Origin of the sequence: Corynebacterium kalinowskii, from assembly GCF_009734385.1 — a bacterium.
Classification (GTDB): Bacteria; Actinomycetota; Actinomycetes; order Mycobacteriales; family Mycobacteriaceae; genus Corynebacterium; species Corynebacterium kalinowskii.
On the sequence record NZ_CP046452.1, the window covers coordinates 1484127 to 1498738 of the forward strand.

Genomic DNA, 14612 nt, shown 5'->3' on the forward strand with positions numbered 1-14612 from the left:
CTCGCTGCTCCCCACCTATTGCCAACCTATTAAACCGCGCATCTAATGGAGGTATGCGCTCTATACTTAGCTCCCCAGACCAACCTCAGTCATTTGAACAACAGTCGACCCTCACTAAAGTTCTTCGGAACCCGTTCTTTCGACTGCTTGCGTTTTTCCTGCTGTCTGGTGTCGTGGGAATGCCGATCGCACTAGCATCCGGCGGGCTCTCGGACACTGCGCAGACTGCTGTGGTGTCCATCCTGACTGCGTTGATCACGTACTGGTTAGTGGCTTGGCTGTGCGAAGGTCGTCGTGTGCCCTTTGAGCTGGCTCCCCTACGCAGCTGGCAGCTCCTTGCGGGCCTGATCGTAGGTGGCGCGTTGTTCTTGATCTGCGTAGGCACCACGGTTCCCTTTGCCGAGGTGCACCTAACTCGGACCGAAAGTATCGACTGGTCACTCTGGCGCGATCGGCTCATCAGCAGCGTGATCACCGCCGGAATAGCCGAGGAGATAATCACGCGCGGCGTTATCTACCGGTTTTTGGAATCGGTGCTGGGCACATGGCTCGCCGTTGTAATCTCAGGCGCGGTGTTCGGCGCATTGCACTTAGGAAATGAGAACGCGACTGCCTGGTCCGCTGTGGCCATCGCACTCACCGCTGGCGTGTTCTTCGGGCTCTTGTACGCGCTCACCCGCTCGCTGTGGTTGGTGATTGGCGTACATGCTGCCTGGAACGCCATGCAGGGAGTAATCCTGGGAATGCCGGTGTCTGGCAACACCACAGTAGGCATATGGACCACATCTCTGGCAGGCCACGAAGCGGTCACCGGTGGCGCGTTCGGCATCGAAGCTTCCGTACTGACCGTCTTAGTGTTTGCCGTGGTCACCGCCGTGTTGGTATGGCAGGTTCACCGCACAAACATGGCATTCGGACCGAAGTGGCTGGTGAAAGAGCGTTAAGGTTTCGCTGGCTCGTCAATCTTTTTGAAAAAGTGATCGGTCACTGCAACGGAGGTCTCCGAGCCACCGCCGCCGACGATCAGCGTGGCAAAGGCGATGTCGTCGCTGCGGTAACCGGCGAACCACGCGTGGGAGCCACCACTAAATTCTGCTTCACCGGTCTTGGCGTAGATTTCACCGCCGGTTTGGCTCATGCCACGAGCGGTACCGGAGGTCACCACCGAACGCATCATGCCACGCAAATTTTCGACGACCATTGGATCCGGAGCCGGGACATCTTCACTGACCTCGGTGCGGTGTCCCGAGATGAGATTGGGCACTGGTGTCTTTCCGGCAGCCGCGGTGGCGGCCACGAGCGCCATGCCAAAGGGGCTCGCCAGGTCAAGGCCCTGGCCATATCCTTCGTCCACGCGCTGCATAAACTCGTCGCCATGGGGCACTGATCCGGTAATCGTGTCGAGGCCGGGAATGTTGTAATCGATACCAAGTCCAAAGCTTTTGGCCATGTTCTGCAATTCCCCAGGTGCTAGGCGGGAGGACATGTCGGCGAAGGTGGTGTTGCACGACTGGGCAAACGCATCGTCAAGTGAGGTATTGCCACGGGAGAATGTGTTGTAGTTGGTGACGATGCGGGGTCCCACTTCCATGGTGCCCGGGCATGGGACGGTAGAACCCGGGGTGACACCTTGATGAGCCATGCCAGCGGAGGCGGTAATCATTTTGAATGTCGAACCCGGTGGGTACATGCCCATGAGAGCTGGGTCGCCGTCTTTGTCTGCTTCTCGAGTTTGTGCCACGGCCAAGATTTCACCGGTGGACGGACGCACTGCCACCAGCATCGTCTTTTTATCTTTGCGCAGGTCCACTGCTTCCTGCGCTGCCTGCTGCATTTTATGGTCGAGGCTGACGCGCACGGCCGGCGCCAACTGTGGTTCGTGCCGTTCCAGAGACTCGATCGCGGTGCCGTTCTGGTTGACTACGGCAATTTGCCAGCCATTGGCTCCCTCGAGCTCATCAGCGACGATTTTCTCCACCCGAGACATGATTTCCGGGGCGAAGGTCGGGTCAGTGCGGACCATTGCTGCTTCCTCATTGATCACGACACCCGGAACTCCACGCAACTCATCGGCGATTGCTCGCCCCTCGGGGCCGCCCACGACAGCCACGGAGTAGTTGCCTTGATGATCCGCCAATTTTCGGGCCAAATCAGCTGAGTTCAGCTCCGGAATCGAGCTCTGTCCTTTGTTAGCGTTCACCACGGTCGCCACACGAGCCGCGGTACCGGTGAGGTTTTCTCCACTGCTGGTATTGACGAGGATGCGGTACACGCTACCTGGTTGCAGTACGTCCGCTCCGTCGGCGCTGACCACCCGTGATTTTTTGGCTTCAATAGGCCGCAGCTCGAGGTGTTGGTTGTTTCCCAGCGTCGGGTGAATGATCGTGGGCAGGAATCGCACTTTCCACTCGTTCTTGACCTTCGTGAGCGTCACCGTGGAGTCATAGGCGAAGGCGCGCTCCCGTGGCAGCTTCCAATCGAGGTGCACGTTGGCGGTAGCGAGGGTGTCTTGATTGGTAACGGACGTAACTGCGGCGTCGACCCCTTCCGCCTGCATGCCAGAGATAGTGCGGCCAATAAGGTCCTTTGCCAAGTCCGGATTGTCGGTGAGCGACGCTGCCTTATCGACGTCCCCTTGCTCAATCGCCTCGACGAACTCCGTCACCGTCGGGTCTGCAAAGTCCGGCTTCGGAGTGCACGACGAAGCGACGGTAGCCAAGATAGTGACAGCTGCGACGACGGGGAGGGCTCTCATGAAAACCAACTTTAACAGGCGCTTTCCTGGATTCTGGGGAGGCGCGTTCGTAGCTACTTCTTCGACCCAGGAAAAGATTCAGCCGCACGATAGAAGTTATCGTGCGGCTGAATCTTGTTGCAGTTACTTGGTAATAGACACCGTTGGAGCACCAGTGATCGTGGTATCTTCCATGGTCTCAGCGATCTTCATAGCTTCCTCGATCAAGGTCTGCACGATCTCTGATTCCGGGACGGTCTTGATTACTTCGCCCTTAACAAAGATCTGGCCCTTGCCATTGCCGGATGCGACGCCAAGATCCGCATCGCGCGCCTCGCCTGGGCCGTTCACAACGCAGCCCATGACGGCTACGCGAAGGGGGATCTCCATACCCTCCAGGCCTGCGGAGACTTCTTCGGCCAGCTTGTACACATCCACCTGGGCGCGACCACAAGATGGGCACGAGACAATCTCCAACTTGCGTGGGCGCAGGTTCAGGGACTGCAGGATCTGATCGCCGACCTTGATTTCTTCTACTGGGTCAGCGGACAGGGAGACGCGGATGGTGTCGCCGATACCCTCTGCCAGCAGTGCGCCAAAAGCTACCGAGGACTTGATGGTGCCCTGGAATGCAGGGCCGGCCTCGGTCACGCCAAGGTGTAGCGGGTAGTCGGACTTTGCTGCCAGCTGGCGGTAGGCCTCCACCATGACCACTGGGTCATTGTGCTTCACGGAAATGGCGATGTCGCCATAACCGTGATCTTCAAACAGGCCAGCTTCCCACAGTGCGGACTCCACCAGGGCTTCTGGCGTGGCCTTGCCGTACTTTTCCATGATGCGAGCGTCCAGAGAACCAGCGTTGACGCCAATGCGGATCGGAATACCTGCGTCGCCAGCAGCCTTGGCTACTTCCTTGACACGACCGTCGAACTCCTTGATGTTGCCTGGGTTTACTCGAACTGCCGCGCAACCGGCATCGATGGCGGCAAAGATGTACTTCGGCTGGAAGTGAATATCCGCAATCACTGGGATTGGAGACTTCTTGGCGATGATCGGTAGCGCCTCAGCGTCCACCGTCTTTGGGCAGGCGACACGAACAATGTCGCAGCCAGTGGCGGTCAGCTGCGCGATCTGCTGGAGCGTCGCGTTGATATCGTGCGTCTTGGTGGTGGTCATTGACTGCACCGAAATCGGGTGATCGGAACCGACACCTACCTTGCCGACCATGAGCTGGCGCGTCTTACGACGAGGCGCGAGGGTTGGCAGTGGCGCATCCGGAATTCCGAGGCCGATGGGGTTAGACACAGTGCGTGCTCCTTTGAATTAACCACTAGAAATCAGTGGTAGCCATTCTAGCACCGGCCCGAGCCAGCCTGGGATGTCAGCAAGTTCCAGACAACCCAGGTGCGACAGCTAATGCCCGGTTAGAACAACCTAATGGGATTGACGATGTCCGCAACGATCACGATGGCACCAAAGACCAACAGCACAGCCGTCATCGCAATAGTCAGTGGCATGAGCTTGGTGTAGTCCGCAGGCCCGGCAGGAGCCAACCCGCGGAGGCCACGTCCCCAATCGCGTAGCTTCTCCCAGAGCACCACCGCAATGTGTCCGCCATCAAGTGGAGGCAGCGGTATGAGGTTGAACAAAGCCAGGAAGAAATTCAGGCTGGCCAACATGAGCAGGAACGTCGCCCACTGCTCGCGCTCTGCAACTTCACCACCGATTCGGGAAGCGCCGACGACGCTCATTGGAGAGGACTCTGAGCGCTCGGCTCCGAAGATGGAAGCAACAACTCCAGGCACCTGCGCTGGGATAGCGGCAACGCCCTGGACCGTTGCAGAGAGCATTTGGCCAGTGAAGGAGAAGGTCGCGGGGACAGCGTCGATAAGCCCATACTGCTTGATGGCATCCTTAGGCTTTTGATTGACCACGCCGATCGCGCCGACTGTTGCGATGCCACCGTCCTCGGTTGGGCGCTCAACCGCAGGGACATCCACTTGCACATCTTGGCGGACACCGTCGCGCTCGACCTGCAGGGTGACGGTCTCCCCCGGCTTGCCCATGATCAGTTCGCGCATGTCCATGAACGTCGGAACGTCCTGGCCATTTACCTGCAGAATACGGTCGCCAGGCTTGATGCCAGCTGCAGCTGCTGGCCCCGCATCAGTGCAATCTGGGGTGACGCACGTAGTTTCCGCAACGGTGGCAGTGAAGTCGGCCTTCGGATTGGGAAGTCCAGAGCCAACCGCCACGATGTACAGCACGATCAGGCCAATGAGCAGGTTCATGGTAACGCCGCCAAGGAGCGTCGCTACGCGAGCCCACCAGGGCTTATCCACCATGGCGTAGGGCTTTTCCTCTGGGGCGACTTCATCAATCGCCGTCATTCCTGCGATGTCGCAGAACCCGCCCAAGGGCACGGCCTTGAGGCCGTAGACGGTGTGGCCACGGGTGAATTGAAACACCGTCGGGCCGAATCCAATGAAGAAGCGGCGCACGCGCATGTCACAAGCTCGCGCCACGCTGTAGTGGCCCCATTCGTGCAGCCCAATGGTCAGGGCGATACCCAGCGCGAAAAGTGCGACACCCGCGAAATAGCCCACTGCTTTAGTCTCCCCAGCTTTAGGATTCGATCCGGTCCACGATTTCGTTAGCCCGGCGACGCGCCTCAGTTTCCACAGCGATGACATCGTCGACGTTCGACGGTACACCGGCGAACTCGGATGCAGAACTCAGCACTTCAGCCACCGTATCCACAATCTGCGGGAACTTAATCCGTCCTTGCAAGAAGGCCTCGGCAGCTTCCTCGTTAGCGGCGTTGTACACCGCAGGCGTGGTGCCAGCAGCGGTGGCTGCATCGCGAGCCAGTTGAACCGCAGGAAACGCGATATCGTCCACCGGCTCGAAGGTCCAGTCGTGGGCACCTGTGAAGTCAAGCGCAGGCTGTGCCCCAGCTACGCGGTGTGGCCAGTCGAGCGCCATGGAGATCGGCAGCTTCATTGACGGTGGCGATGCCTGAGCGATCGTCGCGCCGTCATGGAAGGTGATCATCGAGTGAATGATGGACTGCGGGTGCACCGTGACATCGATCAGCTCCGGATCAACCCCGAACAGCAGGCTGGCCTCAATAAGCTCCAAGCCCTTGTTGATGAGCGTTGCCGAATTCAGCGTGTTCATTTGACCCATCGACCAGGTCGGGTGCTTCGCCGCCTGCTCCGGAGTCACCTCCCACATCTGCTCCCGCGTCCAACCGCGGAACGGGCCACCGGACGCCGTCAACACAAACCGGGCTACCTCTGCCCTATCCCCTGCCATCAGGCACTGCGCCATCGCCGAATGCTCCGAATCCACCGGCACCAATTGCCCCGGCTTAGCCTTCTCTAACACGATGTGCCCGCCCGCAACCAAGGATTCCTTATTCGCGAGCGCCAGAGTCGCGCCGGATGCCAATGCTGCCAGCGTCGAGCGCAAACCCATCGATCCGACGAGCGCGTTGAGGACGGTGTCGGCTTCGATGGCGTCGACAAGCTCGTGCGCGTGGGTGAGCACCGCACCCCCGAGCGCCTCAGACACCTGCGATGCCGCAGCTGGCTTTGCGACGCACACTTGCCCCGCCCGCAACCCCAGCTCTCGCGCCTGCGCGATCACCGCATCGGGGTTGGAACCGCCCGCGGCGATACCCACGACCTCGAACTTGTCCGGGTTTTCTGCGATCACCTCCAAAGCCTGGGTGCCAATCGAACCAGTACTACCGAGGATGAGAATGCGCTTTTTCACGAATCTATTATTGCAGCACCCACCACTTTTGGGTGTACTCCCACCCGGCAGGGGCAGGCCGGTGCGTTGAATGGATGCTTAGGGCACTACACTATGCAAAGATATTTAGGAACAGTAATTCTTTACATGAAGGAGCTAAGAACGTGGCTGGTTCTCACAAGATTGAGCCGGAGGTACACAACGGCGTGTCTACCCTCGACGAGCCATCGGCAGCGTGGGGCTGGCACAACATCGGTCGTGGCCCAATCCAGATCGCTGGCTGGATCTCCGTCGCCTTCCTGCTCGGCATGAACTTCGGTAACCACCGTGGCCACGTTGAGACCATCTGGCTCTGCTCTATCGCAGCCCTCATCGCCATCGGCCTGCTGATTCAGCTGTTCCAGCCAAAGCTATCCCAGGTTCGCACCGTCACTGGCCACAACAAGCCAGTCGGCCACGAGGAGCCACACTGGACTTACGACCAGCTCACCCTCACCGGCACCCACGCCAACCTCACCGACAGCCAGCTGCGTGCTCAGAACGTCGACCCTAAGATGGTCAAGCGCGAACTGAACTAGTGACACAACAAATTACTCCCAGGAAGATTGTCCTCCTGGGAGTTTTTTGTTGTGCTTTCCTGTTTTGAGGTCGGCCACAAAACAGGAAAAGGAGGCTACCGCTCTTCTGCGGCCAACTGGCCACAAGCCGCGGCGATTTCCTGGCCACGGGTGTCACGCACAGTACACGGCACGCCCTGCGCAATAACGCGGCGAACAAATTCGTCCTGCTGCTCCTTAGGAGAAGCATCCCACTTTGAGCCCGGGGTCGGATTCAGCGGAATCAGATTAACGTGTACGAGCGGGCCAAGGGCCTTGTGCAACTTCTTGCCCAACATGTCAGCGCGCCAACCGTGATCGTTGATGTCGCGGATGAGGGCGTATTCGATAGAAACACGGCGACCGGACGTGTCGGCGTAGTAGCGGGCTGCATCCAGCACCTCCTCTACCGACCAGCGGTTGTTCACAGGAACGAGGCTATCGCGAAGCTCATCGTCAGGAGTGTGCAGCGAGACGGCAAGGGTGACCGAAAGCTCTTCGTCGGCCAATTTACGAATAGCTGGCGCAAGACCCACGGTAGAGACCACAACACTGCGCTGGGAAATACCGAAACCTTGCGGAGCCGGCGACGTGATCTGCCGGACGGCGGAGACAACGCGCTTGTAGTTGGCTAGCGGCTCGCCCATACCCATGAAAACGATGTTGGACAGGCGTGAGCCTTCCTGCTGCATTGTTGCGGCGGCAGCTCGGACTTGGTCCACGATTTCCGCCGTCGACAAGTTGCGATCCAAACCGCCCTGGCCGGTGGCGCAGAACGGACAAGCCATGCCACATCCCGCCTGCGATGAGATACACAGGGTCGCACGGTCGCGGTAGCGCATGAGCACTGATTCGAGGAGAGTTCCGTCGTGAAGACGCCACAGTGTTTTGGTGGTCTCTCCCCCATCGGTTGAGATTTCCCGCACCGGAGTCATAAGTGTTGGAAACAGTGCGTCGCGCACCTTTTCGCGTGCTGCAGCCGGCAGGTCCGTCATAGTCATCGGGTCGGCTTCGAGGCGGGCGTAGTAGTGGCGCGCGATCTGGTCGACGCGGAACTTCGGCAAGCCCAGCTCAGTGACGGCGGTGATGCGCTCCTCCGCGGACAGGTCAGCGAAGTGGGTAGGTGGCATGCCACGCTTGGGGGCATTGAATACGAGGGGAATTTCAGCCATAATACTGCCCATCTTTCCATTAATTTTTTCATACGCCAATTGGCACATTGTCCGTGCGACGCGTTGAATGGGTGATATGACTACACCAGACGCACCGCTTTACGACGACAACCCCAACACCACCGAATCCGAAACTCCGCATACTCCTGCTTTGCAGTCTTCGGAAGTTAAGCCCAAGGTGCGCGGTTCCCTTGCGGGTGGCACCTGGGTGGCATTGATCTTTGGCACTTTGCTGATGATTTTGCTGCTGGTCTTCATCATGCAGAATCAACAGCAGGTTGAGCTAAACCTGTTTGCTTGGACCTTCGCCGTTCCGGCTGGTGTCGGCTTCTTGCTGGCAGCCATCACAGGCGCCCTGATCATGGCGATTGTCGGCGGCGTACGCATGCTTGAACTGCGCCGCCAGGTGAAGAGCGCCCGCAAGGCTGCTCTTCAGTTCTAGGTGAGGTTCCCAGACCAAGCTGCTAGACCAAGCTGCTAGATCAGGCTCAGTACGAGCCAGGTGACCATGGCTGACGGCAACATGCCGTCTAACCGGTCCATGATGCCGCCGTGTCCGGGGAGCATGGCGGACATATCTTTGATGCCTAATTCGCGCTTGAACTGGCTTTCTACCAAGTCCCCGAGGGTCGCGCAGATGACTAGGCCCACGCCGAGCAGCATGCCAATCCACCAAGTTCCGCCGAGGAACAAAGTGACGGTGAGCATGCCGGCGATGCTGCCCAGCACGATGGAACCACCAAAGCCTTCCCAGGATTTCTTGGGGCTAACAGCTGGCGCCATCGGGTGGGTTCCAAACATGACTCCGGCGATATAGCCGCCGACATCCGAGGCGACCACACACAGCATGAATGTCACAATGTACATGCCATAGCGCACGCCTTCTTGTTCCAACTGCGAGAGCATGGCTGCGAAAGATCCAAAGAGCGGGATCCAGGTGAGCACGAAGATGCCGATGGACATATCGCGCAAGTAGTTCTGGGGTGCGGTGTTGCGGCCGTGGTGGAAGAGTCGGCCAAACATGAGCAGAAGGACGCTAGCTACAAAGCCCGATACCAGACCGTTTGTCCCGAACGGCAGGGACAGCCACACCATGGCCTGTCCGCCGATCAGGAGCACGATACGCTGCAACACGTAGCCGTGCTCTTTGAGGCGTGCGTGCACTTCCCAGGTAGCTAGAAAGACTGCTGTGGCGACAAGCGGGTACCAGCCAAACGGGATGACGAAAATTGCCAGCAGGACTAGGGCACCGAGGCTTACGCCCACAGCGATTGCCTGCTTTAGATCTCGACCAGCCGAGTTCTTTGGCCGAATGTGCTCCACCGTTTTCTCCTACATACGAAAAGCGCTGCTGTAGTGGGCAGCGCTTTATTAGAATCATGGCAAGTCCTTAGACTTCCATGAGCTCCTTTTCCTTGGCAGCAACGAGATCGTCCATTTGGCCGACGTACTTCTGCGTGATCTTGTCTAGATCCTTTTCTGCGGTCTGGACTTCGTCCTCACCGGCATCGCCGTCCTTTTGCAGCTTCTTCAGCTGTTCCATGCCCTTGCGGCGCACGTTGCGGATAGCAATCTTGCCGTCCTCGCCCTTACCCTTGGCTAGCTTGACCATGTCTTTACGACGTTCCTCGGTCAGCTGCGGGATGGTGACGCGGAGGACCTGGCCGTCATTGGTTGGGTTCACCCCGAGATCGGAGTTACGGATGGCGTTCTCGATCTCGTTCATCACTGACATCTCGTATGGCTTAATCAGCAGCATGCGAGGCTCAGGGACTGAAATGGTTGCCATCTGAGTAATTGGGGTCGGGGTGCCGTAGTACTCAGCCATGACGCCGTTGAACATCGCTGGGTTGGCGCGTCCGGTGCGGATGGTGGTGAGATCCTCGCGAGTGTGGTCAACGGAAGCGCCCATGCGCTCTTCGCATTCAAACAGGATTTCGTCGATCATGTTGTTCCTCTAGCTTAGCTTTGGTTGTCGAATAGTAAATCTATCAGGATCGGACCAGGGTACCGATCTTTTCACCACGCACGGCGCGCGCAATGTTGCCCTCCGTAAGGAGGTTGAACACGAGGATCGGCATGTTGTTGTCCATGCACAGGCTGAATGCGGTGGAATCTGCGACCTTCAGGCCCTTCTCAATGACTTCCTGTGGGGTGATCTCGTCGTACATGACAGCATCGGGGTTGCTGCGCGGGTCAGCGTTGTAGACACCATCGACGGCCTTGGCCATGAGCAGGACTTCACAGTCGATTTCTAGGGCACGTTGGGCCGCAGTCGTGTCAGTGGAGAAGAATGGCATACCCATACCAGCACCGAAGATGACAACGCGGCCCTTTTCCAGGTGACGCTTTGCGCGCAGTGGGAGGTAAGGTTCTGACACCTGAGCCATGTTGATGGCGGTCTGCACACGCGTTTCGACGCCTGCTTTTTCCAAGAAATCCTGGAGAGCAAGGCAGTTCATCACAGTACCGAGCATGCCCATGTAGTCCGAGCGTGAGCGATCCATGCCACGTTGCTGCAGCTGTGCCCCGCGGAAGAAGTTGCCACCACCGATGACAACACAGACTTCGGTGCCTGTCTTAGCGATCTCAGCGATCTGGCGTGCTACGTTTTGCACCACATCGGGATCAATACCAACGTTTCCGCCACCGAACATTTCACCGCCCAGTTTCAGCATTACTCGCTTGAATCCTTGGCGTTCGTTACCGGAGTCGTCTGACATAGACGGTGCACCTTCCTACAGGGTCGTTATTTCTTAAATCAGCTTACCTTGACCTACGGACATGAAAAAACGTTCCGCACCTTGTGGCACGGAACGCGTCTTCATGAGCACTAAAACTAGTGCTGGCCTACCTCGAAGCGAGCGAAGGACGTCAGGGTGACGCCTGCTTCGTCCATGAGCTGCTTGACGGACTTCTTGTTATCAGAGACGGAAGCCTGCTCAAGCAGGGTGACGTCCTTGTAGAAGCCGTTCATGCGACCTTCGACGATCTTAGCGATAGCAGCCTCTGGCTTACCCTCTTCGCGGGTGATCTTCTCCTGAGTTGCGCGCTCCTTCTCGACGACGTCAGCTGGGACGTCTTCGCGAGACAAGTACTGAGCCTTCATAGCGGCAACCTGCATAGCTGCAGCCTTGGCAGCAGCCTCGTCGTCGCCTTCGTAAGCAACGAGAACGCCGACTGCTGGTGGCAGGTCAGCTGCACGGTGGTGCAGGTACACAGCAACCTTGTCGCCTTCGAGGGTAACTGCGCGACGCAGTTCGAGCTTCTCGCCGATCTTGGCGGAGAGCTGCTGGATAGCTTCTGCTGCGGTCATGCCGTCAACCTCAGCAGCGGCGAGCTCTTCAGTGGAGTTTGCCTTCACTGCTGCTGCAGCGTCAGCGATCTTTGCGCAGAATTCCTTGAACTCAGCGTTCTTAGCAACGAAGTCGGTCTCAGAGTTGATCTCGACCATGGTGTTGCCAGAAACAGCGATGAGACCTTCAGCGGCGGTACGCTCTGCGCGCTTGCCGACGTCCTTGGCTCCCTTGATGCGGAGCAGCTCAACAGCCTTTTCGAAGTCACCAGCGGTTTCTTCGAGTGCCTTCTTGCTGTCCATCATGCCAGCGCCGGTCATTTCACGCAGCTTCTTGACGTCTGCAGCGGTGTAGTTCGCCATGTGGGGCGATCCTCCTTGAGTAATTGAGCGGTATTCTTTTGAAAGCGTAGTCGACAACCAGGGACCTTGCTTGCAGCGGGGCCCAAGAATGCCGAAAAGCCCCCGAATTTCCTTATGAAATTCGGGGGCTTTAGGTAAAGAGAAAGGGAGCTGGGTGTTACTCAGCAGTCTTTTCTTCGGTGGCCTTAGCTGCAACCTCTTCGGTTGCCTCTACCTTGGCAGCGACCTCAACCTTTTCAGCGTCTTCCTTTACGGAGTCGCCAGCGGCTTCCTTGGCTGCGGCGAGCTGACGCTCTTCGCGAGCCTTCTTGCCCTCTTCCACAGCGGTGGAGATGACGCGGGACAGCAGCGCGGTAGCGCGGATGGCGTCGTCGTTACCTGGGATTGGGAAGTTCACAACGTCTGGGTCGCAGTTGGTGTCCAGAATGGCAACAACTGGGATGTTCAGCTTGTGAGCCTCGGAAATCGCGATGTGTTCCTTGTTGGTGTCAATGACCCACATTGCGGAAGGAAGCTTGTTCATGTCGGCAATGCCGCCCAGGACGCGCTCCAGCTTGGTGCGCTCACGGGTGAGCATGAGGATTTCCTTCTTGGTGCGACCCTCGTAGCCGTTCTCGGCTGCGTCCATGGCCTGCAGTTCCTTCATGCGGTGCAGACGCTTGGCAACGGTCTGGAAGTTGGTCAGCATGCCGCCGAGCCAACGGTGGTTGACGAATGGCATGCCAACGCGAGTAGCCTCGGTGGAAACTGCTTCCTGAGCCTGCTTCTTGGTGCCGACGAAGAGGATGGTGCCACCGTGAGCAACGGTCTCCTTGACGAACTCGTAAGCCTCGTCAATGAAGGTCAGCGTCTGCTGCAGGTCGATGATGTAGATGCCGTTACGATCGGTGAAGATAAAACGGCGCATCTTTGGGTTCCAACGACGGGTCTGGTGTCCGAAGTGGACGCCCGCGTCGAGAAGCTCGCGCATGGTTACAACTGCCATGGGTGCTTCCTTTCAAGTAGAAGTTTCGGTTTTCGTATTTTGCAGGTTTTTCTCCTGCTCCTAGCGACCAAGTCTGTGGCGCAACACCCTAAGTTTCCCCAGGGACCACGTTGCGTGAGAACGAATTTGGACGCGCGTAGTCAGCGTGCGGACACACTGCTAAGGCAAGGATAACTGCTCCAAGTGAACTTTCCAAATGCATGAATGGGGTTATCCACACGTTGTTCTATTTCCATCACATCTGCACCAGCATCCACAGCAGCAATAAGAAAGAGCTTTTCACTGGCGTCAAGATCCATCACAATCAGTGGCCATGAATACCAAAGCAATTGCGATGGTCCTGATGATGCCGCTCCTCACAGCCTATGTCTCCCCCACCACCGGAAAGGACTACGCCAGTGGAGTGGCGCGGCCCTTCGACAAACCAGCCCACAATTGGAACCGTGGGCACCGCGGGGTCGACTTAGCTGCGGCACCGGGGGCGTCGATACGCGCCGCAGCGGCCGGGATAGTCAGCTACGTGGGAGTCATCGCAGGAACACCGGTTATTGCCATCGAGCATTCAGATGGGATTAAGACAACCTACCAGCCGGTGCATGCACTAGTTAAGCAGGGCGACCAGGTAGCGGAAGGACAGGTCATTGGGCGGTTGGCGGGCAATGAAGGACTCCACTGGGGAGCGCTTATCGGCAAGGATGACTACATCAATCCCTTGTCGCTGCTCTCATTGCCAACAATTCGCCTTAAGCCCGTGGGTGGGCTTGATCGAAGGCAGCCTTGAGACGAGAAGCAGTGACATGGGTATAGATCTGCGTAGTCTGCAACGATGAGTGACCCAGCATTTCCTGCACAATACGCAGGTCAGCGCCCCCCTCCAACATATGAGTGGCAGCCGAATGTCGCAGGCCATGCGGTGTTAGGTCAGAAACGCCGGTCACCGCAGCTGCGCGTTCAACCACCCTGCGCACTTGGCGTGGATCTATCCGCTTGCCACGCACTCCGACAAACAAGGCGGATTCCTCGGCTTGAGCTAATTCGCCCCGTACTGTGATCCACTGACTCAGCGCGTCCGCAGCTGCTGCGCCGAAAGGCACCATCCGCTGTTTGTTGCCTTTGCCTGTGACTTTGGCAGTGCGCTTTGCGACGTCCACGTCCCCGACATCCAAACCCACAAGCTCACCAATACGCACGCCCGCCGCGTACATCAACTCGAGAATCGCACTGTCGCGTGCAAACTGCACTTCGTCTTCCGACACCGCATTTCCCACCAGTTCGCCGGCTTCTTTTTGGGCTAGCACCCTGGGCAAATGCCTACCAGCCTTCGGAGTGACGAGGCGAGCAGCCACATCGCGATCCAGCTCACCTTGCTTAACCAACCAGGCTGAAAATCCCTTTACTGATGCAGTGCGTCGCGCGAGGGTAGCTTTACTTTTACCTTCAGCTACCGCCTTAGCCAGCCACGCTCGCAGCGAACTGAGCGTTAATTCCTTTGTCGTAGCCACATCCTGGGCAAGGAGCTGCAAATCGCTGCGGTAGCTCTTGATTGTTGCCGGGGACTTCCCTGCTACCAAATGAAGGGATTCACAGTAGTCCTCGATGAGGGGAATCAACTCTGCCATGACACCACCAGCAAAAGCGGCACGGCGAATCGCCGTACCGCCGTGCTGTCGAACTCACCCATAATGCATAACCTTAGTGCCTACCCGAT

At 58.0% G+C, this 14612-nt stretch carries 15 protein-coding genes; 4 read left to right on the forward strand and 11 right to left on the reverse strand.

The genetic code is table 11. From position 1 onward, the window contains the following. Window positions 1-179: 179 nt before the first annotated feature. Window positions 180-944 carry a CPBP family intramembrane glutamic endopeptidase gene (locus tag CKALI_RS06995; protein ID WP_197079653.1) on the forward strand — a complete coding sequence of 255 codons (765 nt, stop codon included), beginning with the start codon at window positions 180-182 and terminating at the stop codon, window positions 942-944. Here CKALI_RS06995 and CKALI_RS07000 read toward each other — a convergent pair. The 4 genes from CKALI_RS07000 to dxr all read right to left on the reverse strand — a co-directional run bounded on the left by CKALI_RS07000 (window position 941) and on the right by dxr (window position 6514). Continuing rightward, window positions 941-2755, reverse strand: coding sequence for a penicillin-binding transpeptidase domain-containing protein (locus CKALI_RS07000; protein WP_156192611.1), 1815 nt, complete (start codon window positions 2753-2755; stop codon window positions 941-943). The two genes, CKALI_RS06995 and CKALI_RS07000, sit on opposite strands and share 4 nt — an antisense overlap. 123 nt (window positions 2756-2878) lie before the next feature. Next, complete coding sequence (gene ispG, locus CKALI_RS07005) at window positions 2879-4039, reverse strand: flavodoxin-dependent (E)-4-hydroxy-3-methylbut-2-enyl-diphosphate synthase (protein WP_156192612.1); 1161 nt, start codon at window positions 4037-4039, stop codon at window positions 2879-2881. Between the two features lie 119 nt (window positions 4040-4158). Then, window positions 4159-5340 (reverse strand): M50 family metallopeptidase, encoded by a 1182-nt coding sequence (locus CKALI_RS07010; protein WP_231580428.1) that lies wholly within the window; start codon window positions 5338-5340, stop codon window positions 4159-4161. Between the two features lie 19 nt (window positions 5341-5359). After that, the gene (gene dxr, locus CKALI_RS07015; protein ID WP_156192614.1) at window positions 5360-6514 is read right to left on the reverse strand and encodes a 1-deoxy-D-xylulose-5-phosphate reductoisomerase; all 1155 of its coding nucleotides are present in this window, start codon (window positions 6512-6514) and stop codon (window positions 5360-5362) included. Between the two features lie 143 nt (window positions 6515-6657). On the opposite strand from dxr, the gene CKALI_RS07020 reads away from it, so the two are divergent. Then, entirely contained in the window at window positions 6658-7071 is a 414-nt protein-coding gene (locus tag CKALI_RS07020) for a DUF2631 domain-containing protein (protein WP_156192615.1), read from the forward strand. Window positions 7072-7166: 95 nt separating this feature from the next. Here the strand turns inward: CKALI_RS07020 and rlmN are convergent, their stop codons facing one another. Beyond that, window positions 7167-8261 (reverse strand): 23S rRNA (adenine(2503)-C(2))-methyltransferase RlmN, encoded by a 1095-nt coding sequence (rlmN, locus tag CKALI_RS07025; RefSeq protein ID WP_407643744.1) that lies wholly within the window; start codon window positions 8259-8261, stop codon window positions 7167-7169. 67 nt (window positions 8262-8328) lie between these two features. On the opposite strand from rlmN, the gene CKALI_RS07030 reads away from it, so the two are divergent. After that, the gene (locus CKALI_RS07030; RefSeq protein ID WP_197079654.1) at window positions 8329-8703 is read left to right on the forward strand and encodes a LapA family protein; all 375 of its coding nucleotides are present in this window, start codon (window positions 8329-8331) and stop codon (window positions 8701-8703) included. Between the two features lie 35 nt (window positions 8704-8738). Here the strand turns inward: CKALI_RS07030 and CKALI_RS07035 are convergent, their stop codons facing one another. The 5 genes from CKALI_RS07035 to rpsB form a co-directional block, all read right to left on the reverse strand. Continuing rightward, a complete protein-coding gene (locus CKALI_RS07035) occupies window positions 8739-9584 on the reverse strand; it encodes a phosphatidate cytidylyltransferase (RefSeq protein ID WP_156192617.1) in 846 nt (281 codons plus the stop codon). 67 nt (window positions 9585-9651) lie between these two features. Next, window positions 9652-10209: a ribosome recycling factor gene (gene frr, locus CKALI_RS07040; protein ID WP_156192618.1), complete on the reverse strand. Its 558-nt coding sequence runs from the start codon at window positions 10207-10209 to the stop codon at window positions 9652-9654. 43 nt (window positions 10210-10252) lie between these two features. Then, window positions 10253-10984 (reverse strand): UMP kinase, encoded by a 732-nt coding sequence (gene pyrH / locus CKALI_RS07045; protein ID WP_156192619.1) that lies wholly within the window; start codon window positions 10982-10984, stop codon window positions 10253-10255. 116 nt (window positions 10985-11100) lie between these two features. Beyond that, on the reverse strand, window positions 11101-11919 hold the full coding sequence (gene tsf, locus CKALI_RS07050) for a translation elongation factor Ts (protein ID WP_156192620.1): 819 nt from the start codon (window positions 11917-11919) through the stop codon (window positions 11101-11103). Between the two features lie 157 nt (window positions 11920-12076). Continuing rightward, window positions 12077-12904 carry a 30S ribosomal protein S2 gene (rpsB, locus tag CKALI_RS07055; RefSeq protein WP_156192621.1) on the reverse strand — a complete coding sequence of 276 codons (828 nt, stop codon included), beginning with the start codon at window positions 12902-12904 and terminating at the stop codon, window positions 12077-12079. Window positions 12905-13217: 313 nt separating this feature from the next. On the opposite strand from rpsB, the gene CKALI_RS07060 reads away from it, so the two are divergent. Further along, complete coding sequence (locus CKALI_RS07060; protein ID WP_156192622.1) at window positions 13218-13685, forward strand: M23 family metallopeptidase; 468 nt, start codon at window positions 13218-13220, stop codon at window positions 13683-13685. Here CKALI_RS07060 and CKALI_RS07065 read toward each other — a convergent pair. Next, window positions 13648-14523 (reverse strand): tyrosine recombinase XerC, encoded by an 876-nt coding sequence (locus tag CKALI_RS07065; RefSeq protein WP_156192623.1) that lies wholly within the window; start codon window positions 14521-14523, stop codon window positions 13648-13650. The genes CKALI_RS07060 and CKALI_RS07065 overlap by 38 nt on opposite strands. Window positions 14524-14612 lie beyond the last annotated feature (89 nt).